Below are 25,799 nucleotides of genomic sequence, written 5' to 3'. Positions count from 1 at the left end.
TGCACGACCCGGGGGACGGCCCGAGACGCAGAGGAGGTGCGGCGGGGTGACGGTGCCTCAAGGAAGCGGCCGTCACCCCGCGGGGAGGCGGGACTAGGCCTGGGTGGCCGTTCCCGTCAGGTGCTCGGGCCGGACCGGGGTCCGGTCGAGCTCCAGGCCCGTCGCGTTCCGGATCGCCGCGAGGACGGCCGGGGTGGACGACAGGGTCGGTGCCTCGCCGATGCCGCGCAGCCCGTACGGGGCGTGGTCGTCGGCAAGTTCGAGCACGTCGACCGGGATGGTCGGCGTGTCGAGAATCGTGGGGATCAGGTAGTCCGTGAAGGACGGGTTCCTGACCTTGGCGGTCTTCGGGTCGACGATGATCTCTTCCATCACCGCGACGCCGAGGCCCTGCGTAGTGCCGCCCTGGATCTGGCCGATCACGGACAGCGGGTTGAGCGCCTTGCCGACGTCCTGGGCGCAGGCCAGCTCGACGACCTTGACGAGGCCCAGCTCTGTATCCACCTCGACGACGGCGCGGTGCGCGGCGAAGGAGTACTGGACGTGGCCGTTGCCCTGCCCGGTGCGCAGGTCGAAGGCCTCGGTGGGGCGGTGCCGCCACTCCTCCTCGACCTCGACGGACTCGCCCTCCAGGACCTCGGCGAGGTCGGCGAGGACCTCGCCGCCGTCGGTGACGACCTTGCCGCCCTCCAGGAGGAGTTCGGCGGTGGCCCACGCCGGGTGGTAGGTGCCGAGCTTGCGGCGGCCGAGGTCCAGGACCTTCTCGCGGACGAGCTCGCAGGCGTTCTTGACGGCGCCGCCGGTGACGTAGGTCTGGCGGGAGGCGGACGTCGAGCCGGCGGAGCCGACCTGGGTGTCGGCCGGGTGGATGGTCACCTGCGTGACACCCAGCTCGGTGCGGGCGATCTGCGCGTGGACGGTGACGCCGCCCTGGCCGACCTCGGCCATCGCGGTGTGCACGGTGGCCACGGGCTCGCCGCCGACAACCTCCATGCGCACACGGGCAGTTGAGTAGTCGTCAAAGCCCTCGCTGAAGCCGACGTTCTTGATGCCGACGGCGTAGCCGATGCCTCGGACGACGCCCTCGCCGTGCGAGGTGTTGGACAGGCCGCCGGGCAGCTGGCGCACGTCGGCGCCCTCGCTGGACTCCCACTGGCGCTCGGGCGGCAGCGGCATCGCCTTGACGCGGCGCAGCAGTTCGGCCACGGGAGCGGGCGAGTCGACGGGCTGGCCCGTCGGCATGACCGTGCCCTGCTCCATGGCGTTGAGCTGCCGGAACTCGACCCTGTCGATGCCCACCTTGTCGGCGAGCTTGTCCATCTGCGCCTCGTACGCGAAGCACGCCTGGACGGCGCCGAAGCCGCGCATGGCGCCGCAGGGCGGGTTGTTGGAGTAGAGCGCGATGGCCTCGATGTCGACGTCGTCGAGGACGTACGGGCCGACCGCGAGGGACGACGCGTTGCCGACGACGGCCGGGGAGGCCGAGGCGTAGGCGCCGCCGTCAAGGACGATGCGGCACTTCATGTGCGTGAGCTTGCCGTCCTTGGTCGCCCCGTGCTCGTAAGTGAGCTTCGCGGGGTGGCGGTGGACGTGTCCGAAGAAGGACTCGAAGCGGTTGTAGACGATCTTGACGGGCTTGCCGGTGCGCAGCGCGAGCAGGCACGCGTGGATCTGCATCGACAGGTCCTCGCGGCCGCCGAAGGCGCCGCCGACGCCGGAGAGCGTCATCCGCACCTTGTCCTCGGGCAGGCCGAGGACGGGGGCGATCTGGCCGAGGTCCGAGTGCAGCCACTGGGTGGCGACGTAGAGGTCGACGCCGCCGTCCTCGGCCGGCACGGCGAGCCCTGACTCGGGGCCGAGGAAGGCCTGGTCCTGCATGCCGAAGGTGTACTCGCCGGAGACGATGAAGTCGGCCTTCTTGGCGGCCTCTTCGGCGTTGCCGCGGATGATCGGCTGGCGGTGCACGATGTTCGGGTGCGGGACGTGGCCGATGTGGTGGTCGTCGCGGTTCTCGTGCACCAGGACCGCGTCGGGCGCGGTCGCGGAGGCCTCGTCGGTGATGACGGGCAGCTCGCGGTATTCCACCTTGATCTTGGCGGCGGCGCGGCGCGCGGTCTCCGGGTGGTCGGCCGCGATGCAGGCGACGGGCTCGCCGTGGTGGCGGACCTTGCCGTGCGCGAGGACCGGGGTGTCCTTGATCTCCAGGCCGTAGTTCTTCATCGCGGCGGGGAGGTCGTCGTAGGTGAGTACCGCGTAGACACCGGGAGTTGCCAGCGCCTCGGCCGTGTCGATGGACACGATCTCGGCGTGCGCCGTGGTGGAGCGCAGGATGTGGCCCCACAGCATGTCCTCGTGCCACATGTCGGACGAGTACGCGAACTCGCCGGTGACCTTGAGGGTGCCGTCCGGGCGGAGCGTGGACTCGCCGATGCCGCCCTTGGTCTGCGACCCCTGGGTGACCTTGCCGGGGATTCCTGTCGTACCCATGCTGCTCAGACTCCCTCGGGCTGGGTCTGGCGCGCCGCGGCGAGCCGGACCGCGTCCATGATCTTCTCGTAGCCGGTGCAGCGGCAGAGGTTCCCGGACAGCGCCTCGCGGATGTCCGCGTCGGACGGGTTCGGGTTCTGCTCCAGCATCTCGTCGGCCGCGACGAGCAGGCCCGGCGTGCAGAAGCCGCACTGGACGGCACCCGCGTCGATGAACGCCTGCTGGATCGGGGCGAGTTCGCCGCCCTCACCGGTCTGCGAGTCGGTGCCCTTCGCGGACCAGCCCTGCGCGTCCTGGAGCGTCGTGCCGCCCCCGTGGGAGCCGCAGGAGCGGGCCTTGGCGTGGTCGGCGAGCCCCTCGACGGTGACGACCTCGCGGCCCTCGACCTGTCCGGCGGCCACCAGACACGAACACACCGGGACGCCGTCGAGCCGGACGGTGCACGATCCGCACTCGCCCTGCTCGCACGCGTTCTTCGAACCCGGAAGCCCCATGCGCTCGCGCAGGACGTAGAGAAGGGACTCGCCCTCCCAGACGTCGTCGGCTTCCTGCTTACGGCCGTTGACCGTGAAATTGACGCGCATTACGCGGCTCCCTCCGTGCGAGTGGCCGAGCCGCGGTACGACTCCCAGGCCCAGGTCAGCGTGCGGCGCGCCATGACGCCGACCGCGTGACGGCGGTACGAGGCGGTGCCCCGGACGTCGTCGATCGGGTTGCAGGCGCCGGAGGCCAGCGTGGCGAACTGCTTGGCGACCGACGGGGTGATGATCTTGCCGTTGTCCCAGAACCCGCCCTCTTCGAGCGCGGCGGCGAGGAATTCCTCGGCCTCCTTGGCGCGGACCGGGGTGGGCGCGGCCGAGCCGATGCCGGTGCGCACGGTCCGGGTCCCCGGGTGCAGGGCGAGGCCGAAGGCGCACACGGCGATGACCATCGCGTTGCGCGTGCCGACCTTGGAGAACTGCTGCGGCCCTTCGGCCTTCTTGATGTGCACGGCGCGGATCAGCTCGTCCTCGGCGAGGGCGTTGCGCTTGACCCCCGTGTAGAACTCGTCGATCGGGATGCGCCGGGAGCCGCGGACCGACTCCACCTCGACCTCGGCACCGGAGGCGAGCAGCGCCGGGTGGGCGTCGCCGGCCGGGGAAGCGGTGCCGAGATTGCCGCCGACGCCGCCGCGGTTGCGGATCTGCGGCGAGGCGACGGTGTGCGAGGCGAGCGCGAGCCCCGGCAGCTCGGTGCGCAGGTGCTCCATGATCTTGGTGTACGGGACGGAGGCGCCGAGCCGGACGGTGTCGTTCTGCCCCTGGCCCACCTCCCACTCGCTCAGCTCACCGATGCGGTTGAGGTCGAGCAGGTACTCGGGACGGCGGTGGTCGAAGTTGACCTCGACCATGACATCGGTGCCGCCTGCGATCGGCACGGCTGTGGGGTGCTCGGCCTTCGCGGCGAGCGCCTCCTCCCAGCTGCCGGGGCGAAGGAAGTCCATAACGGCTCTCTTCTCCGTGAGGTTCGTGGATCGGGCAGGGATCGTGCGTGGTTCGTGCGTCGTGTCGTGCGGGGTCGATGCGATGCGATGCGTTCGAGCCAAAGAGGAGGGGTGCGCGAAGCGCTCATGCAAGGGCGGTGGTGGGAGACGGGTGGGAGGATCACAGGGGCTCGTTCATGTGCTGTTCACGCGGAGTGAGGCCAGTACACCGCCTGCTGCTCCGGCAGTGTCAGTCACGGAAAACATGAACGCGTTGGCTGGCCCGCCGGGGTGTCTTGTAGATTCGTATGAACGGGTGGCATCAGTAACCTCACCGTTTTCCCCAGGAAACCCCGGCCACAGCTCCATGGGGCTTCCTGTACGTACGACTTCGAGACAGATCGGCGGCGATGACATGCGGCTGCGCGCATTGCTGGACACGGACGCGCTGGGCCTCAGGCTCCTCGGCGGCGAGGAGGAGCTCGACCGCACCGTCCGCGGCGTGATGACGACGGACCTGCGGGACCCCAGCCGCTATCTGTCCGGCGGCGAGCTGGTCCTGACGGGCCTGGCCTGGCACCGGGAGCCTGCCGACTCGGAGCCCTTCGCCCGGCTGATGGCCGCGGCGGGCGTCGCGGCCGTCGCGGCGGGCACCGCCGAGTTCGGCTACGTCCCCGAGGACTTCGTCGAGGCCTGTGCGCGGCACCGCGTGCCGCTGTTCTCGGTGGCGCAGTCGGTGGCGTTCGGGACGATCACCGAGCACGTCGTACGGCAGGTCTCGGGCGAGCGCGCGGGGGACCTCGCGGCGGTCGTCGACCGGCACCGGCGCCTGATGACCTCGGGGCCCGCGGGCGGCGGCCCCGACGTGGTCCTCGACCTGCTGGGCAGCGACCTGGACCTGCGGGCCTGGGTGCTCTCCCCGACCGGACGCGCGATCGCCGGTTCGGCCGCGGCGGGGCCCGAGCTGCCTCCGCGGATCCGCACCCGGCTCGCGGCCGAGCATCTGGCGGCCCTGCGCACGGGGCGGCGCAGCCCGCACCGGGTGACGGTGGAGGGCGTCACGTACTCGCTGTTCCCGATCGGCTCGGCGCCGAAGGACGCGCCGGCCGCCGCCCCCGTCGACCGGCGCGCGAGCGTGCTCTCGGACTGGCTGCTCGCCGTCGAGGCGGACGCGGGCGACTGGCCGGAGGAGCGGCTCGACCTGCTCCAGGGCGTCACGCAGCTGATCTCGGTGGAGCGGGAGCGGCGGGACGCGGCGCGCACGGTGCGGCGCAGGCTCGCGCAGGAAGTCCTTGAGCTGGTGCAGGCGGGCGCGGCCCCCGCGGAGATCGCGGCACGCCTGCGCGTCGCGGCGCCCGTGCTGCTGCCGGGGCTGGGCGCGGCCCCGCACTGGCAGGTCGTCGTGGCACGCGTGGAGTGGACGGACCAGCAGGGCGAGAAGGCCGAGGGCGGGGCCGTGGCCCAGTCGCTCCTGGAGGAGATCCTCATCGGCCCGGAGGCCGGGGCGCGCCCCGACTCCGCCGAGCCGTCCGACCGGATCGCCGTGGCGCACAGCGGGGACGAGGCCATCGCGCTGGTCCCGCTGCCCGCCGTGGCCACGGAGCACGACGGCTCGGAGCAGGGGCTGCTCGCGGACACCCTGCTGACCGCGGTGCGCGAACCCCTCGCGGCCGGGCTCGGCGACGATGGGCGCCTGGCGATCGGCGTGAGCGCCGCGGTGCACTCCGCGGAGGGGCTGCGCGGCGCCCTGGAGGAGGCGCGGCACGCACGGCGCGTGGCGGCCGCCCGCACGGGCGTGGTCTGCGCGGCGGGCCACCAGGAGCTGGCCTCGCACGTGCTCCTGCTGCCGTTCGTCCCGGACGACGTGCGCCGCGCGTTCACGGCCCGCCTCCTCGACCCGCTTCGCGACTACGACCACAAGCACCGCGCGGAGCTGATCGCGACCCTTGAGGCGTTCCTCGACTGCGACGGCTCGTGGACCCGCTGCGCGTCCCGGCTGCACCTGCACGTGAACACGCTGCGGTACCGCGTGGGCCGTATCGAACAGCTGACGGGTCGTGATCTTTCGCGCCTGGAGGACAAGTTGGACTTCTTCCTGGCACTGCGGATGAGCTGACCGGCGAGTCGACCGGTGAGCTGACACCTCATCAATCCCACGAACACCCCCTGAGCGCCCCTTAGCGATCTTGGGGGCGCTTGGGAACCCCAACCCTTTGTGAAATCTTTCACCCACCCCCTTGGCCGGGCGCCTTGATCCGTGCTGAGATGCCCCACGGCAACTCGGCTCGATGGCGTGCTCGGGAGGGCAATGTGGCGCATACCGCCATGTCTGGTACCGGAACGAACGCAGCGGACGATCCACTCCAGACCGCGGTATGGCGGTTGCGTTCGCGCGGCTGCTGGACCGACGCGGCGGCACTGCTCGACCGGCACGCGGACGCCGACCCGGGGGCGGCGCTGCAGCGGGCGGCGCTGCTGGTGGAGCGGTGCCTCTACACGGAGCAGGGGTGGGCGGACGCGGAGGACGCGTTGCGCGCGGCGGAGGCGCTGGCGCACACGGACGAGGAACGGGGTGCGGCGGCGTGCGAGCGGGGCCAACTCGCTTACGCGGCAACGCTGTTGAAGGCGCGGGACCGGTCGGACGAGGCGCGGTCGGCGTTCGGCAGGGCGGCGGCGCTCATCGCCCCGGGCGGGGCCGGCCGTGCGTTGCTCGACTTCCGGCGCGGTCTGATGTCGGAGAACCTGGCGGACTCGCCGCAGGCGGCACGGGCCGCGTACCGCAGGGCACACGCGGGGGCGACGGCGCACGGTGACGCGCTGCTGGTCTCCTTCACCTGGCGCCACCTCGCCGGACTCGCCCTGCGGGAGGGCGAGTTGAAGGAGGCACGGCACGGGTTCACGGAGTCCCTGCGGATTCGCGAGGAACTCGGCTACCTGGTGGGTACGGCCCCGGCGCTGGCCTCCCTGGCGGAGGCCGAACCCGAACCGGACACGAAGGCGCGGCTGCGCGCGGAGGCGGCGAGGTTGTTCCGGTTGCTGGACGGGGTGCCTACGTGGTTGGCGGGAGTGCTGCCCGCGGCGGCGTGATCCCCGGGGCGGGGGCCGCCTCGACCGTTGCGCGGCACCGGGGGCCGCCTTGCCCACCCTGCCGCCCTGGGCGGCAGATTGCCCAAGGCGAGACGACCTCCGGCACCCCGTGGGGCCGAGGCCCCTGGAGGGGGCGGGTGGGTGGGAGACGGGCGGTGGAGACGGGCGGGGCAGGGACAGGGCCGTCGCCTGTGGGTGGGCGGGCAAAATCCAGCCCCTGCGGCGATTGAGCAGCGGGGTCCGGGGCAGAGCCCCGAGTCCGTAACGCCGGTGCGGCGAATCAAGTCGCGCCGGGCCGGGGCAGAGCCCCGTGGCCCAAGGACGGACGACCGCTACCCGCCGACGTGCTCGCGCACCAAGCGGCCCGCCGCGTCGGCGTCCTGCGCCTCCAACGCGTCCAGCAGCGCCGCGTGCTGCCGCGCGTCGAGCGCCAGGTCGGACGTCGACCACCCCACCTGCCGGTGCAGTTCGTCGGCGACCCGTACCACCTGGTCGTTCCCCGCGAACGCGAGAAGGGCCCGGTGGAAGGCACGGTCCGCCTCCGCGTACCCCGCCCGGTCCCCCACGGCCGCGGCCATCGCCGTCGCCCGGACCAGCGGCCGCAGCTCGGCCCACCGCGCGGGCGGCACCGTACGGGCGAGCCTCGTCACCACCGGCACCTCGACGAGCGCCCGCACCTCCGCGAGCTCGGCCAGCTCGCGGTCGGAACGCCGAGTCACCCGGAACCCCCGGTTGGGCACGACCTCGACCGCGCCCTCCCGCGCCAGCTGCTGCATCGCCTCGCGCACGGGCGTCGCGGAGACCCCGAAGCGCTCCCCCAAGGCAGGCCCCGAGTACACCTCGCCGGGCGCGAGGTCGCCGGAGACCAGCGCGGCCCGCAGCGCGTCGAGCACCTGGCCGCGCACGGACGTCCGCTCGACCGCGCCGCGCGCCACGAGCCCGGGCGCGGGGGGCTCGCTGTGGGTGTGCTCGCCACGGCTCTGCTCGGGAACGGTGGCCGCCGCGGGCACGGGCGCGACGGCCCGCGGCGCCCAGGCCGACGTCGACCGCTGCTCCGGCACTCCAATGGAGGAGTCGCGTGCCTCGCGTGGCCTCGTCCGCTCCACCCCGGTCATCCCCTTCGCCGCCGTTCCTTGCCGTTTGTCCGAAGCTCAACGACGAACGATAGAGGCCCGGGCCGACAGTTCAAACCCCACCCCGTTCGGGTAAGGTAAGGCTTACCTGTAAACGATCGTGAATCGGTGGCCCCAGCATGCCCTTCACCACGTCGGCGCTCGGCGCGCCTCCCAGCGCGGTCTCGGCCGCGTACGCCCGCCTCACCGAGGTGTTCCCGGGCCTGGGCGTCACCGAGGTTCCCGCGGGTGAGGCGCTGCCCGAGGGCGCCGGCTGGGTGCACACGGAGCGGCTCGCCGAGGGCGGCGCCGCGCTCGACGCCTTCCTCGCGTGGGACAACGCACAGGTGCTCAAGGACTACGGCACCCCCGCCCGCCCCGACGTGATCGCCAGCTTCGGCCTGCACCGCTACGCCTGGCCCGCCTGCCTGCTCATCACGATCCCCTGGTTCCTGCACCGCCGCGTACCCCGCTTCCCGGCCTCCGAGGTCGCCTTCCAGCGCACGCTCGGCCGGCTCGCCGTGCACGTCACCGAATTCGCCTGCCTCCCCGACGACCCGGCGGCACAGCTGCCCGGCGCCCGCGTCGTCCCCGACGAGGAGGCCCTGCGCGGCGAGGTCCGCGCGGCCGTCGCCGAACACCTCCAGCCCGTCCTCGCCGGCTTCGGGCCGCGGATGCGGCGCGGCCCGCGCGCCCTGTGGGGCATGGCGACGGACGAGATCGTCGAGTCCCTCTGGTACGTGGGGCACCTCCTCGGCGAGGAGCGGCGCGCCATGACCGACCTGGAGGCGCTGCTGCCCGGCGCCACGAAGCCGTACGTCGGGAAGGCCGCGTTCCGCGAACTGACTGGCCCGAACGGCGAGTTGCTGCCCACGCGCGACCGCGCGAGCTGCTGCATGTTCTACACGCTGCGCCCGCAGGACACCTGTGTGACCTGTCCGCGCACGTGCGACGCGGACCGGGTCAGCAGGCTCACCGCGACCGCGGCGGCCTGAACCACCCGTACGAGTGACGTAATTCGAACTCAACTTCCCTTACTCCGGCGGGAGTTCGAGCGTACGGCCGCTTTACGCGCCCCCTTGCACACCAATGGCGTTCTCTTGCCCCGAAACCCCCCTGCGGGCTCGGGCGGCTGGGCCAATATGGCGGCCGAAACGCCCTATCGCGATGCAAGGGACCCCAGATGAGACTGACCGACATATCGCTGGACTGGCTGCTGCCGGGCGCCGTACTGCTCCTGGGCATGCTGGCGGCGGTCGCAGTGCTCGCGCGCGGCAGGCGCGCCGGGGGCGCCAAGAAGGACACGAGCATGTTCTCCGACGATTCGTGGGAGCGCAGCGAGGAGCGCCGCAGGCGCAAGGAGGCCGTCTACGGCACCGCCTCGTACGTGCTGCTGTTCTGCTGCGCGGCCGTCGCCGCCGCCCTCTCCTTCCACGGACTGGTCGGCTTCGGCAAGCAGAACCTGAACCTGTCCGGGGGCTGGGAGTACCTCGTCCCCTTCGGGCTCGACGGCGCCGCGATGTTCTGCTCGGTGCTCGCCGTGCGCGAGGCCAGCCACGGCGACGCCGCGCTCGGCTCCCGGATACTCGTGTGGACCTTCGCCGGCGCCGCGGCGTGGTTCAACTGGGTGCACGCCCCGCGGGGCCTCGGCCACGCGGGCGCCCCGCACTTCTTCGCGGGGATGTCCCTCTCGGCCGCCGTCCTCTTCGACCGCGCCCTGAAGCAGACGCGCCGCGCGGCGCTGCGCGAACAGGGCCTGGTGCCACGGCCGTTGCCGCAGATCCGGATCGTGCGCTGGTTGCGCGCTCCCCTGGAGACGTACAACGCCTGGTCGTTGATGCTCCTGGAGAACGTGCGCACCCTCGACGAGGCCGTGGACGAGGTGCGCGAGGACAAGCGGGAGAAGACCGCGAACCGGATGCGTCAGCGCGAGCACCAGAAGCTGGAGCGTGCCCAACTGAAGGCGCTGAGCCGCGGGTTCCCCACCCGCGACCCGCGGCAGGTGGAGGCCGGCAGCTCCGGGCAGCCCGGCCCGGAGTCCGCCATATCGGCGGCGTCCTCGCCTTCCGAACTGCCGGGGGCCGCACCGGCCCCGGAGCAGCTGCCGGTGCGCACCCGGCCCTCGCTCCAGGCCGTCAAGGGCATCCGTAAGTCCCGTGACCAGAAGGCGCCCGTCACCGTCGATCTGACGGCGGAGGACGACACGCAGGCGCTGCCCCGGCTCGACTCTCTGGAGCAGAAGCTCAAGGACCTTGAGCAGCAGCTCGGTTGAGCCCGTCCGTGGTACGGCGGCGTCATGGCATCACATGACGCCGCCGTCCAGTTCGAACCAGACCACCTTGCCCGTGGCCCCCGGGCCCAGCGCCGCGACGCCCCAGGCGTCCGCGAGGGACTGCACCAGGACGAGGCCGCGCCCATTGGTGCCGTGCGTACCGTCGTCGGCGTGCGGTACGCGCGGCTTGGGCCTGCGGGAGACGAAGTCACGGACCTCGACTCTCAGGGACCGGGGCCCCACGGTGGCCGTGAGTTCCGCCTCGCAGTCCGTGTGCACCAGCGCGTTCGTCACCAGCTCGCTGGTGAGCAGCTCCGCCACCTCCGATCTTCCGGGCCTGCCCCAGTGATCCAGGAGTTCGCGCAGCGCGCGCCTCGTCTCCGGGACGGCCCGCAGATCCGCCCTGCCCAGCTTGCGCTTGAGTTGCCGCGGCGGCTCGTCCTCCGGGTCCGCGCGCGGCGCCGCGACCCCTTTCTCGTACGTCATTGAGCCCGTGTCGCCCATTGGGGCGCCCCCTCGTGACTGCCGTTTCATGGCCCCCGCCCACACGCCGATCCGCTGCCCTTCCGGCTGGAGTTCTCCTGCTCGGCCTGCTCTTCGAACGCGTACACGGGGATGAATGCCCCGCTGCCTGATCGGCACGCTTGTTGATTGGTCCACCACTTGCGGGGGTGCTCGGCGCCGCGCCGGGGAAGGAAGCGTGGGGACGCCGCCGGGACCGGCACAGTACGAGGAACCGACACGCACCGCAGGAGCACTGAAGGAGCCGCCGTGCACGACGACCGACACCTCGTGGAAGGCCGCCTGGAGCGGGCGATGCGCCAGTTCGTGCGGCCCGCGCAGTACGGGGCGCGGGTCCCGCTGAGCATGAGCGTCTGGCACGCGCCGGGGGAACCGGTGCCGGTGGCCGAGGCCCTGGAGGGCACGTACGAGTCCTTCGAGACCGGCACCGCCTGGGGAAAGCCGTGGTCGACCAGTTGGTTCCGCCTTGAGGGGCGGGTGCCCGAGGAGTGGGAGGGGCGGCACGTCGAGGCGGTCGTCGACCCCGGTTTCTCCGGGCAGGGCCCCGGTTTCCAGGCGGAGGGGCTGCTGTACGACGCGTCCGGCGTGCCCCTCAAGGGCATCCACCCGCGCAACCGGCATCTGACGATCGCGGCGCGCGCGGCCGGCGGGGAGCCGGTGAGCCTGCTGCTCGAGGCCGCGGCGAATCCGACGGTCCTGAGGGACTTCGAACCCACCTTCCTCGGCGACGTACTGACCGCAGGAGATCGCCCCAACTACCGATTCCGCTCTGCCGACTTGGCCGTACTCGACGAGGAGGTCTGGCATCTCGTCCTGGACGTCGAGGTGCTCTCGGAGCTGATGCACGAGCTGGACGCCGACCGGGCCAGGCGCCACGACATCCTGCGCGCCCTGGAGCGGATGCTCGACGCTCTCGATCTGCACGATGTGTCGGGCACGGCGTCGGCGGCCCGCGCCGAGCTGGCCGAGGTGCTGTCGAGGCCCGCGCACGCGAGCGCGCACCGGGTCTCGGCGGCCGGGCACGCGCACATCGACTCGGCGTGGCTGTGGCCGCTGCGCGAGACGGTCCGCAAGGCCTCGCGGACCTTCGCGAACGTCACGGCGCTGGCCCGCGACTACCCGGAGCTGGTCTTCGCGTGCTCGCAGGCGCAGCAGTACGCGTGGGTGAAGGAGCACCAGCCGCACATCTGGGAGCGCATCAAGAAGGCGGTCGCGGACGGGAACTGGTCGCCGGTCGGCTCGATGTGGGTGGAGTCGGACGCCAACATGCCCGGCGGCGAGGCCCTGGCCCGCCAACTGGTGCACGGCAAGCGGTTCTTCCAGGACGAGCTGGGCGTGGAGACGGAGGAGATCTGGCTGCCGGACTCGTTCGGCTACACGGCGGCGTTCCCGCAGTTGGCGAAGCTCGCGGGCGCCAAGTGGTTCCTGACGCAGAAGCTGAGCTGGAACCAGACGAACAAGATGCCGCACCACACGTTCTGGTGGGAGGGCATCGACGGCACGCGCGTGTTCACCCACTTCCCGCCCGTGGACACGTACAACGCGCAGTTCCACGCGAGTGAACTGGCGCGCGCGGAGCGGAACTTCGCGGAGAAGGGCGGCGCGTCCAGGTCCCTCGTGCCGTTCGGCTGGGGCGACGGCGGGGGCGGGCCGACCCGCGAGATGCTGGAGAAGGCGCGCCGCCTGCGCTCCCTGGAGGGCTCGCCGCGCGTCGACATCGAGAGGCCCGCGGCGTTCTTCGAGGCCGCGCACGAGGAGTACGGCGAGAGGGCCCCCGTGTGGTCCGGCGAGCTGTACCTGGAGATGCACCGCGCCACGTACACCACGCAGGCGAAGACGAAACAGGGCAACCGGCGCTCCGAACACGCCCTGCGGGAGGCCGAGTTGTGGTGCACGGCCGCCGCGCTGCACGACCCGTCGTACGCGTACCCGTACGACGCGCTCGACCGGATCTGGAAGACGGTGCTGCTGCACCAGTTCCACGACATCCTGCCGGGCTCGTCGATCGCCTGGGTCCACCGCGAGGCCCGCGAGACCTACGCCCAGGTGCTCGCGGAGCTGGACGACATCGCCTCGGACGCCGTGCACCGCCTGGGCGGATCCGCGCCGTCCGCACTCAACGCCTCCCCGTACCCGCGCAGTGAAGTGGTGGCACACGAGGGCCAGTTGGTGCACGTGTACGTCGACGGGCTCGGGGCGCAGACCCTCACCGAGACGACCGGCAAGACGCGCGGCCCCGGCGCGCACGCGGCGGCGACGCGCGAGACGGGCTCGATCGTCCTCGCCAATGAACACCTCACGGTCACCATCGACAGCGACGGACTCCTCACCTCCGTGCGGGACCTGAACAGCGGCGGACGCGAGGCGCTGGCCCCCGGGATCCGGGGGAACCTCCTCCAGCTGCACCCCGACCACCCCACCCAGTACGACGCCTGGGACCTGGACGCCCACTACCGGCACACCCGCACCGACCTCACGGAGGCCGAGTCGGTGGAGCTGGTCGAGGAGGGGCCGCTGCGGGTCTCCGTGCGCGTCACCCGTTCCTTCGGGAAGTCCCGGATCACGCAGGAGTACCGGCTCGCGGCGGACAGCCGGCGCCTCGACGTGGTGACGGACGTCGACTGGCAGGAGTCGGAGAAGGTCCTCAAGGCGGCGTTCCCGCTGGACGTGCACGCCGAGCGGTCCTCGGCCGAGATCCAGTTCGGTCACGTCAACCGGCCCACGCACGCCAACACCGGCTGGGACGCGGCCCGTTACGAGATCTGCGCGCACCGCTGGCTGCGCGTCGCGGAGGAGGGCTACGGCGTCGCGCTCGTCAACGACTCCACGTACGGCCACGACGTGACCCGCGCCGCGCACGAGGACGGCCTCGGCACGACGGTCCGCCTCACGCTGCTGCGGGCCCCGCACTCCCCCGACCCGGAGACGGACCTGGGCACGCACCGCTTCACGTACGCGCTGCTGCCGGGCGCGGGCACCGGCGACGCGGTGGCGGAAGGGCTCGCCCTGAACCTGCCGCTGCGGATCGCGCCCGCGCCCGCCGTGACGCCGCTGATCGCGGTCGACGACCCGGCGGTGACGGTGGAGTCCGTGAAGCTCGCGGAGGACCGCAGCGGGGATGTCGTCGTGCGGCTCTACGAGTCGCGGGGCGGGCGCGCGGACGCGACGCTCACGGCGGCGTTCCCGGTGGCGGGCGCCGACGAGACGGACCTCCTGGAGCGCCCGGTGCGCCCGGCCGACACGTCCGCCGCCGGGCTCGCCCTGTCGCTGCGCCCGTTCCAGATCCTGACGCTGCGGCTGCGGCCGGTGTGATCAGGGGCGCGGCATGTTGCGGAGGTTGGAGCGGGCCATCTGCACCATCCGGCCCACTCCACCGTCCAGGACGATCTTGGAGGCGGAGAGGGCGAAGCCCGTGACCATCTCGGCGCTGATCTTCGGCGGGATGGACAGGGCGTTGGGGTCGGTGACGACGTCGACGAGCGCGGGACCCTTGTGCTTAAAGGCGTCCTTGAGCGCGCCCGCGAGCTGCTTCGGCTTCTCGACGCGGACGCCGTAGGCACCCGCGGCGCGGGCGATGGAGGCGAAGTCGGGGTTCTTGTTGGTGGTCCCGTAGGACGGAAGACCGGCCACCATCATCTCCAACTCGACCATTCCCAAAGAGGAGTTGTTGAAGAGGACGACCTTCACCGGCAGGTCGTACTGGACGAGGGTGAGGAAGTCACCCATCAGCATCGAGAACCCGCCGTCGCCCGACATCGAGACGACCTGCCGGTTGCGGTCGGTGAACTGGGCGCCGATCGCCATCGGCAGCGCGTTCGCCATCGAGCCGTGCGAGAACGAGCCGATGACGCGGCGCCGCCCGTTGGGCGAGATGTAGCGGGCCGCCCAGACGTTGCACATGCCCGTGTCGACCGTGAACACGGCGTCCTCGGCGGCGAGTTCGTCGACGACGGAGGCGACGTACTCGGGGTGGATGGGGGTGTGCTTCTCGACCTTGCGCGTGTACGCCTTCACGACGCCTTCCAGCGCGTCGGCGTGCTTCTTCAGCATCCGGTCGAGGAACTTGCGGTTCGACTTCGGCTTCACGCGCGGCGTGAGGCAGCGCAGCGTCTCGCGGACGTCGCCCCAGACCGCGAGGTCCAGCTTCGAACGCCTGCCGAGGTGCTCGGGCCGCACGTCGACCTGGACGATCTTGACGTCCTTCTGCGGCAGGAACGCGTTGTACGGGAAGTCGGTGCCGAGGAGGATCAGCAGATCGCACTCGTGGGTGGCCTCGTAGGCGGCGCCGTACCCGAGGAGCCCGCTCATGCCGACGTCGTACGGGTTGTCGTACTGAATCCACTCTTTTCCACGCAGGGCGTGGCCGACCGGGGACTTGATCTTCTCGGCGAACTCCATGACCTCGGCGTGCGCGCCCGCGGTGCCGCTGCCGCAGAAGAGCGTGACCTTGCCGGCCTCGTCGATCAGCTCGACGAGCTTGTCGATCTCGGCGTCGCCGGGGCGGATGCTGGGACGGGAGGTGACGATCGCGGTCTCGATGGACTTCTCGGGTGCCGCTTCGTCGGCGACGTCGCCGGGGAGCGTCACGACGCTGACGCCGGACTGGCCGACCGCGTTCTGGATGGCGGTCTGCAGGACGCGCGGCATCTGCTTCGGGCTGGAGATCATCTCGCTGTAGTGCGAGCACTCCGAGAAGAGCCGGTCGGGGTGGGTCTCCTGGAAGAAGCCGAGGCCGATCTCGCTGGACGGGATGTGCGAGGCGAGGGCGAGGACCGGGGCCATCGAGCGGTGCGCGTCGTACAGCCCGTTGATGAGGTGCAGGTTGCCCGGCCCGCAGGAGCCGGCGCACGCGGTCAGCTTGCCGGTGATCTGGGCCTCCGCGCCCGCGGCGAAGGCGGCGGTCTCCTCGTGCCGGACGTGGATCCAGTCGATCGCGTCGTTGCGCCGGATCGCGTCCACGACCGGGTTGAGGCTGTCGCCCACGACTCCGTACATGCGCTCGACGCCCGCGCGGACGAGGATGTCGACGAACTGCTCGGCGACGTTCTGCTTGGCCATGACTCACGCGCCCTTTCGGAACCCGGTCTCCGCGTTGCTTCCCGACTCTTGCGGGTCCATGAATTCATACGGGGCGTGCTCACGCCTCCCAGACGGCCGCAGCCGTGCGGTCGTCGGCGTATCCCTTCACCCGGACCTGGGTGTCCGCGAGGAACGCGGCGAGGCCCGGAGGATCGGCGTCCGCCCACCTGTTGGCCAGGTGGCGGGCGAGGTCGGGTTCGTCGCGCAGCGGTTCGGCGAGGCCCGGCGAGCACAGCAGCAGCGTGTCCCCCGGTCGGGCGACGGAGGCGCGGAACCGGAAGGCGTCGCGGGGCTGCGGGGGCGCGGGCTCGTAGGGGCTCGGGGGCTTCGTGATGCTCAGGTCCATCGTGAGCCGGTCGCCGTCGGGGGTCTCGGCGGGCGGCGTTGAACCGAAGCCGACGACGGGGGCGCCGCTCTGCTCGGCGACGCTCGGCTCTATGTCCCGCCACTCGCCGTCCCGCAGCCGGAACAGGCCGCCCCCGCCGACGCCGAAGAACACGCGGGTGCGGCAGGCCGGGTCGGCGGGCAGCAGCAGACATCGCAGCGTCGCCGCGTACTCGTCCGGGTCGAGGCCCTGTTCGGTGGCGCCGGCCCGGAGTTTGCCGAGGCTGCGGTCGGTGAGCCGGTGCAGCCCTGACTTGAGGTCGCCGCGGCGGCCCGCCCGCACGTCCTCCGCGAGCCGCGTGTGGCTGAGCCCGACGGCCCGCCCGATCCACTCGCAGACCTCGGCGGCGGCCCGGTGCGCGCCGGGCGTGGCGCGGGCGCCGGTGGCCATCGCGACGAGGATCAGCGCGCCCGGCCCGCTCCCGAACCGCGCGGTGAGCAGACAGTCGCGGCGCGGCTCCCCCCGGTATCGCGCGGAATCCCCCCGCACGGACACGGCCCGCAGCGTCGAGACCCCGCACCGCGCGCCGTCCAGCACGGTGTCCGCGACGAGATCGTCAAGATCCTCGGGATCCGCAAGCGGCAGCGCGGTGGGCTCCGCCTCGTAGGTGGGTGGACCGTCGCCCACGTAGCTGACGGGGGCTGGTGGGGACGGTGCCGGGAGGGCGCCCGGCGGGGGCGTGACGGGTCCGGCACGGGGCGCCTCGGGCGGGGGCGTGACGGGTCCGGCACGGGGCGCCTCCGGCGGGGGCAGGACGGTCTCCACGCGGGCCGCGTCCGGGGCGGCTGCCGCGGAGGGCGCCCCTGGTGGGGGCGGAGCGGCGTCCACGCGCGGGGCCTCCGGCGGAGGCGGTCCGGCCTCCGCACGAGCCGCGTCCCGGGCCGCTGCCGCGGAGGGCACCCCTGCTGAGGACGGAACGGCCTCCGCGCGCGGGGCCTCCGGCGGAGGCGGCCCGGCCTCCGCACGAGCCGCGTCCCGGGCCGCTGCCGCGGAAGGCACCCCTGCTGAGGACGGAGCGGCCTCCGCGCGCGGGGCCTCCGGCGGAGGCGGTCCGGCCTCCGCACGAGCCGCGTCCCGGGCCGCTGCCGCGGAAGGCACCCCTGCTGAGGACGGAGCGGCCTCCGCACGCGCGGCCTCCGGCGGAGGCGGCCCGGCCTCCGCACGAGCCGCGTCCCGGGCCGCTGCCGCGGAAGGCACCCCTGCTGAGGGCGGAACGGCCTCCGGCGGAGCCGGTTCGGCTTCCCCGTAGGGAGCCGCCGGCGGGGCGGGAGGCGCTTCAGGCAGCGGCGGGACGGCTGCGGTCCGGGGTGCGTCCGACTGTGACGGTGCGGGCTCGACGAGGGACGTCTGCGGTGGCGGGGCGGCTTCGAGTCGGCGTGCCTCCGGCAGCGGAGCGGCTTCGGCCCGGGGCGCCTGCGGCGGCGGAGCAGCCTCGACGCGGGGCGCCCCCGGCGGCGGAGGAGCGGCCTCGGCGCGGAGCGACTCCACCGGAAGAGCGGGCTCGACGCGGGGCGTCTGCGACGGCGGAGGAGCGGCCTCGGGTCGGGGCGCCCCCGTAAGCGGAGGAGCAGCCTCAGCGAGAGGCGCCTCCAGCGGTGGAGCGGCCTCGACGGGAGGCGTCCGCGACGGCGGGGCGGCCTCGGGCCGGGGCGCCTCCGGAGGAGGAGCGTCGTCGAATCGGGGCGCCCCCGAAAGCGGAGGAGCGGCCTCGAATCGGGGCGCCCCCGGCGGCGGAGGAGGAGCGGCTTCGGCGCGGGGCGACTCCAGCGGAGGAGCGGCCTCGGCGCGGGGTGACTCCGGAGGCGGCGGGGGCGTCGGTGGCAGAGGTGGGGCGGGGTCGCGGTCAGGGGGCTCCGCTGCCGCCGGGCCGGTCTCGACGCGCGGGCCTCCCGGCGGCGGCGCCTCGCGCAGAGGCTCGTCGGCACCGGCGTCCGGGGTTGGTTCCGGCGGCGTGCTCGTCCCCGACGCGGGCTCCGGAGGGAGTGCAGCGGTTCCCGGCTGCCCGGGGGGCGGGCCCCCGGCGCACTCCGGAGGGAGTGCGGCGGTTCCCGGCTCTCCGGGAGTCGGGCCCCAGACGTGCCGCGTCTCCGGGTACTCCGCGTGGCGGGGCTCCGGGGCGGGTGGTGCGGCGCCCTCGGTTCGGCGGGGCTCGGGCGGGGCCGGATCCGCCTCGGAGTCCCCCGGTGCGCGCGGAGCCGCCACCGCTCCGGCCGAGGTGAAGCGGTCGTCCAGGGTGTCCGGGGACGGAGCGGGGCCGGTGTCCTCGGCGGCGGTCTCGTCGTCGTACAACTTCCCCCACCAGTCGTCCCCTTGGGCCGGCCGACCGGTGTGCCTCTCCCCCTGCTGGCTCATGCCCTCATTGTCCACGGCACGGGCCGTACGAAAACGGGGCATCGGGAAAAGCCCACCGAAATGGGCCCGCCGGACGGCCCCACCCCCCACGGGAGGACCGCCCGGCGGACCGGATCGGGTGAGCGTCCGAACTAACGAACGTCGTACGCCCTATTGACGGTCTGCGTGACCGAGTTGCCCTTCGAGTCGGTCAGTTGGACCTTCAGGGCGACCTGCTTGCCGGTGGCACCCGCGTGGTCGACCGTCGCCGTCCACTTGCCGTCCCGCTGCGAGGTCTTCGCCTCGGTCCAGGTGTCCCCGCCGTCGTACGAGTACGAGAGCGCGGCCTTCGTCAGGGCGCCCGGTTCGTAGCCCGCGTGGCCCGTCGCCGTCAGGTCGACGCGCTGGCCGTCCCGCGCCGCGAGCGTCTTCATGCCGTCCTCGGGGAACGTCGTCCGCGGGAAGAGCAGCGGGATGCCCTGTGAGTACGTGTCCGCCTCCTCGTGCGAGCGGAACGACCACGTTGTTGTGGTCTGTGGTGAACGGAGCCAGGTCTTGCCGCCGTTCATCTTCATCGTGTTCAGGGTCAGTTCGTAGGCCGCGTCCCCGGACGGGACCGTGAACACGCCGTACGGCCAGGCGTTGGAGCCGAGGTCCTCGCCGTTCCGCTTCAGCGAGACGTTGCCGATGTCGCCGAACGAGCCCTGGACGCCCAGGTGTTCGCCGTCGCCCCAGAATCCGGGCGCGACGCCGATCAGATTGCCCTGGCGTTCCGCGGCGAGCGCCTGCTCGCCGGAGTCGTCGAGCGGCGTCGTGGGGGCCATCGCGCCGCCGTACCAGCGCTCCGTCCGCTTCTCGCCCTTCTTGTACGTCCGCACCGGGTCGATCATGAACTCGCCCCAGGGGAAGCTGCTGGACACCTGGTGCCCGTACCCGGTGGTGCCGGGCGAGTACAGCTCGGTGCGGGTGGAGGGCGCGGCGACCAGCGCGAGGTCGCCGAACGAGGTGGTCAGGCCGTTCGGGCGGGACACCGACGGCAGGTCGATGTAGTCCGTGGCGGCACCCATCGCCGTGTAGGTGGCCTTGTTCGTGGCGAGGTCCTTGTCCGACACGCGGTAGGTGCGGTCGTCGCGGATCTGGCCGCTCTCGGGGAACGCGAGCGTGTAGACGTACGGGCTCATGGCCGTCGCCTTCCAGCGGAGCGCCGTGGTGCCCGCCGCGATCCGCGCGGCGAGCGCCGTGCCCTCCGCCGCCTCGAGACCGAGCACCGGGAGCGGCGCGCCGACGAAGCCGGCCACCGGGTACCAGCGGCCCGCGGCCTCCCGGTACAGGACGACGCCCTTGGCGCCCGCCTTGACAGCGGCCTGGGCGACCGTGCTCGCGGAGCCGCCCTCGGGCAGCTTCACCAGCGCCAACTTGCCCTTGGCAGCGGCCAGTTCATCGGCCGTGCCGGAGCCCGCGGAGACGATCTCGGAGGTCCCCGTGCCGTCGAGGTTCGAGGAGTTCGTGGAGCCGGTCACCGGGTGCAGGGCCGGGCCGCCGACCACGCCGAACTCGCTGATCTGGGGCGCCGCGGCCCGCCAGAAGCTGTCGAACTCGAAGTCACCGTCGCGGACTTCGCCCTGGACGTCGGCGTAGTAGCCGGGCACGGTGCGCGAACCCTGGATGCTCGCCGCGTGCAGCCAGTTGTCCTCGCCGAAGGTGCGGGCGAAGCCGAGGGTGGCGCCGCGCGTCTCGCTGTCCCGGTCCGTCCGCACGCTCAGCTTGTGGGCCTTGCGGGCGTCGAGGACGACGGTGGTGTCCTTGGTGACGTTCAGCTGCGGACGGCCGAGGAACGTCGCCGAGTTGATCTGCGTGCCCTCGGTCTCCGGCGTCGCGACGAACGCCGTCAGGGCGTACGCACCGGGTCTGACCTGGTACGTCTGGTCCGCGGCGCCGTCGTTGACGCGCCGCTCGCCGGACGCGTCGTCGGTGCCGACGAGGTCGAGCGAGGAACCGGCGGCGGCAGGCTTGCCCTGCCGGTCGACGAGCTTGACGCGCAGGGTGACGGTCTCCGGCTGGACGTAGAGCGAGAAGGGGGTGCTCAGGTGCGTGCCGCCGGGTCCGGTGGCGAGGATCCGCCCGGTGACGTCGCCGTACTGGGCCTTCTTGAGGGACGCGGTCGGGTCGACGGCCAGCGGGACCTGCGCGGTGCCGCCCGCGGGGACCGTGACCGTACGGGCGCCGAGGCGGGCGACGGAGGACTTCACGGCGGAGCCGTCGTTGCCGGTGACCCCGTCGACGGCGAGGCTCAGCTTCACCGGCTTGTCGGTGGTGTTGGTGTACGGCACCTGGATGGTGGTGCGGTCGCTGCTGTCCTGCGGCCAGTTGAAGGTGCCGCCCTGCACGGCGCCCGCGCCGAGCACCTGCTGGTCGACGGCGGCCTTCACGTCGAGCCGCCCGCCGCCGGTCTCCCGTACGTCACCGGGGATGCCGGAGTCGGCGGAGGCGACGAGCGCCTGCTTGATCCGCTGCGCGTCCCAGTCGGGGTGGCGCTGCTTGACGAGGGCGGCGGCGCCCGCGACGTGCGGCGTCGCCATCGACGTACCGCTCATGGACTGGTACGCGTAGACGCCCCGGCCGCCGGCGGCCGCCGCCTTGATGGCGACGCCGGGCGCGGCGATCTCGGGCTTGAGGGTGTGCGTGCGCCGCACGGGGTTGCGGCTGGAGAAGCTCGCGGTCTCGTCGTCGCTGTCGACGGCGCCGACGGTGAGCACCTCGGGCACACAGCCCGGCGAGGAGACCGTGTTGAGGGAGGGGCCCGAGTTTCCGGCCGCGATGACGAAGAGGGTGTCCTTCGAGGACCGCGCGAGTTCCTGCGTGGCCTGCGACATGGGGTCGGAGCAGTCCAGCTCGGCGGGGTTGCCGAGCGACATGGACACCACGTCGGCCTTCTGGTCGACGGCCCACTGCATGCCGGCGATGATCCACGAAGTGGCGCCGGAGCCACCGTCGCCCAGGACCTTGCCGTTGAGCAGGGTGGTGCCCGGGGCGACGCCCTTCTCCTTGCCGCCGCTCGCCGCGCCGGAGCCGCCGACGGTGGACGTGGTGTGCGTGCCGTGTCCTGTGCGGTCGTCTGTGCTGTCGGAGTCGGTGAAGTTCTTCGACTCGGCGACGCGGCCCTTGAGGTCGGGGTGCTCGGTGTCGACGCCGGTGTCGAGGACGGCGACCTTGGTGCCCTTGCCGTCGTAGCCCGCGGCCCACGCCTCGTCGGCGTGCACCTGCTTCGTGGAGTCGGCGAGCAGCGACTTCACCTTGGCGTCGAGCCAGAGCTTCTTCAGGTCACCGGCCGCGCGGGAGCGGGGACTTGAGACGTCGGCCCAGAATTCGGCGGCCTGCTTCTTGTCGGCCTTAAGCGCGACGCCGTCGACCGGTTCGAGGACGGGTCCGCGCTTCGCGCCGCGCGGCGCGGCGGGCGCGCTGCGGGCGACGTCGACGGACGTGTCGTAGGTGGCGATGAGCGGAAGTGTCGCGCTGTGCCGGTCGTCGTAGCCCTGCCTGATGAGGCCGGTGACGTTGAAGAGTTCTTCGTCGACGCGGCCGGCGGCGAGCGCCTTCGCCGCGCCGTCCGGGTACACGTACAGGTCCTTGCCGGACTGCCTGGTCTGCAGCAGCGGGGTGCTGCCGTCGGCGGCGGGCAGGGCGGCCGCGGTGGGGCGGCCCTTCGCGTCGGTGGTGACGACGACGCGGTCGCCCGTGACCAGCGTGACGGTGGTCGCGGAGCCGTTGACAGCGGAGCTGTCGGCAGCGGCGGCGGAGCTGCCGACGAGCGGCCGGCCGCCGTCCGGGGCGCTCCCCTCCACGGCCCCGGACGGGACGGCCGCGGTGATGCCCAGGACGACGGCGGTCGCCGTGCCCAGGGCCGCACGCGATATCGGGCGCATCGCTCTCCCCAAGTAGAAGCGCGGGTGAATACGGGCCAAAGGCCGTATTCCCGGCGGGTGTTGGTGCTGCGGTGGCGCCACATTGGCAGAGTGATGGCCGGTACAGGGAAGATGGGTGCGGCGGGAATGTGCCGTGGCTGTTTCCCGCCACAGGGGGGTGTTGGAACGGTTCACCGGGGAGGGGATCGCCGCATGCTGCACGCGATAGGTCTGGACGAGGGGCACGAGGCGGCGTACCGGGCGCTCGTCGCGGTCGGCGCGGCCGACGTCCCCGATCTGGCGCGCCGGCTCACCCGCGCCGAGCCCGAGACCGAGCACGCGCTGCGCCGCCTTGAGCAGCACGGGCTCGCCGCCCAGTCGTCGGCGCGGCCCGGCCGCTGGGTCGCGGCGCCGCCCGGGGTCGCGCTCGGCGCGCTGCTCACCCAGCGGCGGCACGAGCTGGACGAGGCGGAGCTGGCGGCGGCGCGGCTCGCCGCGGAGTTCCGGGCGCAGGCGACCGAGCCCGCCGCGCACGACCTGGTCGAGGTGGTGACCGGTTCGGCGGCGGCGGCCCAGCGGTTCCTGCAAATCCAGCTCGGCGCGACCAATGAGGTGTGCGCGCTCGTCACCGGCAACCCGATCGCGGTGCCCGCCACCGAGAACGACGCGGAGGAGCAGGCCGTCAGCCGGGGCGTCGGCTACCGCGTCGTCATCGAGCGCGAGGTGCTCTCCATGCCGGCCGGCCTTACCGAGCTGTCGGCGGCGATCGGCAGGGACGAGCAGGTACGGGTCGTGGACCGGGTCCCGACGAAGCTGGTGATCGCCGACGGGGCGCTCGCGATGGTGCCGCTGACCCGGCACGCCCCGGAGCCCGCCGCCCTGGTGGTGCACGCGAGCGGCCTGCTGGAGACGCTGAGCGGGCTGTTCGAGGCGGTGTGGCGGCAGGCGCTGCCACTGCGGCTCGGGGCGTCGGGCGAGGTGGAGGAGGTCGCCGCGGAGGGGCCCGACGGCCTGGACCTGGAGATCCTCTCGCTGCTCCTGGCGGGGCTGACCGACGCGAGTGTGGCCAAGCAGCTGGACCTGGGGCTCAGGACGGTGCAGCGGCGGGTGAAGCGGCTGATGGAGCTGGCGGGCGTGACGACGCGGCTGCAACTCGGGTGGCATGCGTACGAACGGGGCTGGGTGGCCCGCTGAGACCCATGGGGACTCTTTTGACCTGCGCTTTCGCCGCACTTGGGGGACCCTGTCCACATGGGAGCGTGGGAACTCCTCCTGGTCGGTGCCGTGATGGCGCTGGGCCTGTGCGGGGTGCTGGTGCCGGGCGTACCCGGATCGTGGCTCGTGTGGGCCGCGGTCGCCGTGTGGGCGCTGCGCGAGCCCACCGGCCTGGCCTGGGGCGTCCTCGTCGGCGCCACCGTCGTCCTGCTGGCCTCCCAGGTACTGCGCTGGCAACTGCCACCGCGCCGCCTCCGGCAGGCGGGGGCGACCCGCAGCCTGGAGTTCTGGGCGGGCGCGGGCGCGGTCATCGGGTTCTGCGTCGTGCCGGTGATCGGGGCGGTGCCGGGGTTCATGGCCGGGATCTACGTATCGGAGCGGCTGCGCCTCGGGAGCCACGGCGACGCCCTCGCGTCGACGCGCATCGCCATGCGGGCCGGCGGCTCGAACGTGCTGGTGGAGCTGTTCGCGTGCCTGCTGATCGTGGGGGCGTGGCTGGGTGCGGTGATATGGGGCTGAGCGGCGGACTTTGCCGAACCATTACTATCGGGGGACCGCCCACACGCTGGAGACACGCCTCGTATGCATTCCCTGACCCAGGCCGCCACGGCCGAACCCACCGGCGGACTGGCCGGCTGGGCCGCCGACCTCATCGGCACGCTCGGCGGCCCCGGCGCCGGGTTCCTGATCGCCCTGGAGAACCTGTTCCCGCCGCTGCCCAGCGAGGTGATCCTGCCGCTGACCGGCTTCGCCGCGAGCATGGGCTCGATCACGCTCGTCTCGGCGATCGCCTGGACGACGCTCGGCTCGGTGGCCGGCGCGGCGGTCCTGTACTGGGTCGGCCGGGCCATCGGCCGTGAGCGGATGTACGCGCTGTGGGGCCGGATGCCGCTGGTGAAGGTGTCCGACCTGGAGCGCACGGAGGCCTGGTTCCAGCGGCACGGCACGAAGGCGGTGCTGCTCGGCAGAATGGTGCCGATCTTCCGCAGCCTCATCTCGATCCCGGCGGGCGTGGAGCGGATGCGCCTCCCGGTGTTCCTCGCGCTCACCGCGGTCGGCTCGCTGGTCTGGAACGCGGCGCTGGTCCTGGCCGGGTACTGGCTGGGCGACCAGTGGGATCTCGTGGAGCAGTACGTCGGGGTGCTCTCGAAGGTGGTGCTCGGGGCGGCGGTGCTCGCACTCGTGGCGTATGTGATCGTGCGTCTGCGGAGCCGCGCGAAGCACGACGCGTAGGAACGAACTGGTGGAGGGGGACGGCATGGACGGCGGCATGCGGGAACTGTCCGCTGCGGGGGCGATCGGACTGTGGCTGGTGGAGACGGCCGGGAACGCGGCGGACGCGCTTCCCGATGCCCTCGATGTCCTCGACGCCGACGAGAGGGGGCGCGCCGCCGCCTTCCACTTCGACCGGCACCGGGTGCGCTACGTCGCCGCGCACCGCGCGCTCCGCGCCATCCTGGGCGAACGGCTGGGCCGCGCCCCCGGCGACGTACGGTTCACGCGTCTGCCCTGCCCCGGCTGCGGCGGCCCGCACGGCCGCCCGGCCCTCGCGGACGCCCCCGGCCCGCACTTCTCCCTCTCCCACAGCGGCGACCTGGCCCTGGTGGCGCTGGCGCCCGCGCCGGTCGGCGCCGATGTGGAGGAGCTGCCGTCGGCCAAGGTCGCGGAGGAGCTGACGGCGGTGCTGCACCCGCGCGAGCGCGCGGAGCTGGCGGCGCTCGCGGACCCGGAGGAGCGCCGCCTCGCGGTGGCCCGCGCCTGGGTCCGCAAGGAGGCCTACCTGAAGGGCCTCGGCACGGGCCTCTCCCGCGGCACCGACCGCGACTACGTCGGTACGCTCGCGGGCTCCCCCGGCACCCCGGACGGCTGGACACTGCGGGACGTACCGGTGCCGGAGGGGTACACGGCGGCGGTCGCGCTCGGCCCGTGAACGCGGCCGGGTTTC

17 protein-coding genes are annotated in these 25,799 nt (G+C 72.9%); 9 read left to right on the top strand and 8 right to left on the bottom strand.

Annotation, left to right across the window (positions count from 1 at the left end; translation table 11 throughout):
* Nucleotides 1-93: 93 nt before the first annotated feature.
* The 3 genes from ACFV9W_RS18870 to ACFV9W_RS18860 are packed head-to-tail and all read right to left on the bottom strand — an operon-like array spanning nucleotide 94 to nucleotide 3,970.
* Nucleotides 94-2,487, bottom strand: coding sequence for a xanthine dehydrogenase family protein molybdopterin-binding subunit (locus ACFV9W_RS18870; RefSeq protein WP_385762097.1), 2,394 nt, complete (start codon nucleotides 2,485-2,487; stop codon nucleotides 94-96).
* Nucleotides 2,488-2,492: 5 nt separating this feature from the next.
* Nucleotides 2,493-3,071: a (2Fe-2S)-binding protein gene (locus ACFV9W_RS18865; protein ID WP_385762095.1), complete on the bottom strand. Its 579-nt coding sequence runs from the start codon at nucleotides 3,069-3,071 to the stop codon at nucleotides 2,493-2,495.
* Nucleotides 3,071-3,970: an FAD binding domain-containing protein gene (locus ACFV9W_RS18860; RefSeq protein WP_385762092.1), complete on the bottom strand. Its 900-nt coding sequence runs from the start codon at nucleotides 3,968-3,970 to the stop codon at nucleotides 3,071-3,073. Before ACFV9W_RS18860 ends, ACFV9W_RS18865 begins: the two co-directional genes overlap by 1 nt.
* 394 nt (nucleotides 3,971-4,364) lie before the next feature.
* Between ACFV9W_RS18860 and ACFV9W_RS18855 the strand changes: the two genes are divergently transcribed.
* Together ACFV9W_RS18855 and ACFV9W_RS18850 are read left to right on the top strand one after the other, a co-directional pair.
* Complete coding sequence (locus tag ACFV9W_RS18855; protein WP_385762090.1) at nucleotides 4,365-6,065, top strand: PucR family transcriptional regulator; 1,701 nt, start codon at nucleotides 4,365-4,367, stop codon at nucleotides 6,063-6,065.
* Nucleotides 6,066-6,274: 209 nt separating this feature from the next.
* Nucleotides 6,275-7,036 carry a hypothetical protein gene (locus ACFV9W_RS18850; protein ID WP_385762087.1) on the top strand — a complete coding sequence of 254 codons (762 nt, stop codon included), beginning with the start codon at nucleotides 6,275-6,277 and terminating at the stop codon, nucleotides 7,034-7,036.
* Between the two features lie 332 nt (nucleotides 7,037-7,368).
* Here the strand turns inward: ACFV9W_RS18850 and ACFV9W_RS18845 are convergent, their stop codons facing one another.
* Nucleotides 7,369-8,151, bottom strand: coding sequence for a GntR family transcriptional regulator (locus ACFV9W_RS18845; protein ID WP_385762085.1), 783 nt, complete (start codon nucleotides 8,149-8,151; stop codon nucleotides 7,369-7,371).
* Between the two features lie 137 nt (nucleotides 8,152-8,288).
* Between ACFV9W_RS18845 and ACFV9W_RS18840 the strand changes: the two genes are divergently transcribed.
* Nucleotides 8,289-9,143, top strand: coding sequence for a (2Fe-2S)-binding protein (locus ACFV9W_RS18840; protein ID WP_385762082.1), 855 nt, complete (start codon nucleotides 8,289-8,291; stop codon nucleotides 9,141-9,143).
* Nucleotides 9,144-9,331: 188 nt separating this feature from the next.
* Nucleotides 9,332-10,420 (top strand): DUF2637 domain-containing protein, encoded by a 1,089-nt coding sequence (locus ACFV9W_RS18835; protein WP_385762079.1) that lies wholly within the window; start codon nucleotides 9,332-9,334, stop codon nucleotides 10,418-10,420.
* A gap of 30 nt (nucleotides 10,421-10,450) precedes the next feature.
* On the opposite strand, the gene ACFV9W_RS18830 is transcribed toward ACFV9W_RS18835, so the two are convergent.
* Nucleotides 10,451-10,906 carry an ATP-binding protein gene (locus ACFV9W_RS18830; RefSeq protein WP_385762076.1) on the bottom strand — a complete coding sequence of 152 codons (456 nt, stop codon included), beginning with the start codon at nucleotides 10,904-10,906 and terminating at the stop codon, nucleotides 10,451-10,453.
* A 285-nt stretch (nucleotides 10,907-11,191) separates the two neighbouring features.
* On the opposite strand from ACFV9W_RS18830, the gene ACFV9W_RS18825 reads away from it, so the two are divergent.
* Nucleotides 11,192-14,254: an alpha-mannosidase gene (locus tag ACFV9W_RS18825; protein ID WP_385762073.1), complete on the top strand. Its 3,063-nt coding sequence runs from the start codon at nucleotides 11,192-11,194 to the stop codon at nucleotides 14,252-14,254.
* Here the strand turns inward: ACFV9W_RS18825 and ACFV9W_RS18820 are convergent, their stop codons facing one another.
* The 3 genes from ACFV9W_RS18820 to ACFV9W_RS18810 all read right to left on the bottom strand — a co-directional run bounded on the left by ACFV9W_RS18820 (nucleotide 14,255) and on the right by ACFV9W_RS18810 (nucleotide 22,660).
* Nucleotides 14,255-16,000, bottom strand: coding sequence for a pyruvate dehydrogenase (locus ACFV9W_RS18820; RefSeq protein ID WP_385762070.1), 1,746 nt, complete (start codon nucleotides 15,998-16,000; stop codon nucleotides 14,255-14,257). It abuts the gene before it with no gap.
* A gap of 79 nt (nucleotides 16,001-16,079) precedes the next feature.
* A complete protein-coding gene (locus tag ACFV9W_RS18815; RefSeq protein WP_385762068.1) occupies nucleotides 16,080-17,033 on the bottom strand; it encodes a protein phosphatase 2C domain-containing protein in 954 nt (317 codons plus the stop codon).
* A gap of 1,856 nt (nucleotides 17,034-18,889) precedes the next feature.
* Entirely contained in the window at nucleotides 18,890-22,660 is a 3,771-nt protein-coding gene (locus ACFV9W_RS18810; protein ID WP_385762065.1) for a S8 family serine peptidase, read from the bottom strand.
* Nucleotides 22,661-22,852: 192 nt separating this feature from the next.
* Here ACFV9W_RS18810 and ACFV9W_RS18805 point away from each other — a divergent pair, with 192 nt between their 5' ends.
* The 4 genes from ACFV9W_RS18805 to ACFV9W_RS18790 all read left to right on the top strand — a co-directional run bounded on the left by ACFV9W_RS18805 (nucleotide 22,853) and on the right by ACFV9W_RS18790 (nucleotide 25,784).
* Complete coding sequence (locus ACFV9W_RS18805) at nucleotides 22,853-23,833, top strand: helix-turn-helix transcriptional regulator (protein WP_385762062.1); 981 nt, start codon at nucleotides 22,853-22,855, stop codon at nucleotides 23,831-23,833.
* Between the two features lie 57 nt (nucleotides 23,834-23,890).
* A complete protein-coding gene (locus ACFV9W_RS18800) occupies nucleotides 23,891-24,373 on the top strand; it encodes a DUF456 domain-containing protein (protein WP_385762060.1) in 483 nt (160 codons plus the stop codon).
* 63 nt (nucleotides 24,374-24,436) lie between these two features.
* Entirely contained in the window at nucleotides 24,437-25,087 is a 651-nt protein-coding gene (locus tag ACFV9W_RS18795; RefSeq protein WP_385762057.1) for a DedA family protein, read from the top strand.
* Between the two features lie 25 nt (nucleotides 25,088-25,112).
* Complete coding sequence (locus ACFV9W_RS18790; RefSeq protein ID WP_385762054.1) at nucleotides 25,113-25,784, top strand: 4'-phosphopantetheinyl transferase family protein; 672 nt, start codon at nucleotides 25,113-25,115, stop codon at nucleotides 25,782-25,784.
* Nucleotides 25,785-25,799 lie beyond the last annotated feature (15 nt).

This window comes from Streptomyces sp. NPDC059897 (assembly GCF_042730865.1).
Taxonomy (GTDB): domain Bacteria; phylum Actinomycetota; class Actinomycetes; order Streptomycetales; family Streptomycetaceae; genus Streptomyces.
Note: the sequence above shows the minus strand (reverse complement) of the source record. Positions and strands in the feature narration are given on the sequence as shown.

Bases quoted from the DNA above. Each gene is read 5' to 3' on its own strand.
- ACFV9W_RS18805 (WP_385762062.1), top strand. From the start codon at position 22,853: ATGCTGCACGCGATAGGTCTGGACGAGGGGCACGAGGCGGCGTACCGG.
- ACFV9W_RS18810 (WP_385762065.1), bottom strand. From the start codon at position 22,660: ATGCGCCCGATATCGCGTGCGGCCCTGGGCACGGCGACCGCCGTCGTC.
- ACFV9W_RS18865 (WP_385762095.1), bottom strand. From the start codon at position 3,071: ATGCGCGTCAATTTCACGGTCAACGGCCGTAAGCAGGAAGCCGACGAC.
- ACFV9W_RS18850 (WP_385762087.1), top strand. From the start codon at position 6,275: ATGTCTGGTACCGGAACGAACGCAGCGGACGATCCACTCCAGACCGCG.
- ACFV9W_RS18845 (WP_385762085.1), bottom strand. From the start codon at position 8,151: ATGACCGGGGTGGAGCGGACGAGGCCACGCGAGGCACGCGACTCCTCC.
- ACFV9W_RS18860 (WP_385762092.1), bottom strand. From the start codon at position 3,970: ATGGACTTCCTTCGCCCCGGCAGCTGGGAGGAGGCGCTCGCCGCGAAG.
- ACFV9W_RS18840 (WP_385762082.1), top strand. From the start codon at position 8,289: ATGCCCTTCACCACGTCGGCGCTCGGCGCGCCTCCCAGCGCGGTCTCG.
- ACFV9W_RS18790 (WP_385762054.1), top strand. From the start codon at position 25,113: ATGGACGGCGGCATGCGGGAACTGTCCGCTGCGGGGGCGATCGGACTG.
- ACFV9W_RS18830 (WP_385762076.1), bottom strand. From the start codon at position 10,906: ATGACGTACGAGAAAGGGGTCGCGGCGCCGCGCGCGGACCCGGAGGAC.
- ACFV9W_RS18870 (WP_385762097.1), bottom strand. From the start codon at position 2,487: ATGGGTACGACAGGAATCCCCGGCAAGGTCACCCAGGGGTCGCAGACC.
- ACFV9W_RS18835 (WP_385762079.1), top strand. From the start codon at position 9,332: ATGAGACTGACCGACATATCGCTGGACTGGCTGCTGCCGGGCGCCGTA.
- ACFV9W_RS18800 (WP_385762060.1), top strand. From the start codon at position 23,891: ATGGGAGCGTGGGAACTCCTCCTGGTCGGTGCCGTGATGGCGCTGGGC.
- ACFV9W_RS18855 (WP_385762090.1), top strand. From the start codon at position 4,365: ATGCGGCTGCGCGCATTGCTGGACACGGACGCGCTGGGCCTCAGGCTC.
- ACFV9W_RS18820 (WP_385762070.1), bottom strand. From the start codon at position 16,000: ATGGCCAAGCAGAACGTCGCCGAGCAGTTCGTCGACATCCTCGTCCGC.
- ACFV9W_RS18795 (WP_385762057.1), top strand. From the start codon at position 24,437: ATGCATTCCCTGACCCAGGCCGCCACGGCCGAACCCACCGGCGGACTG.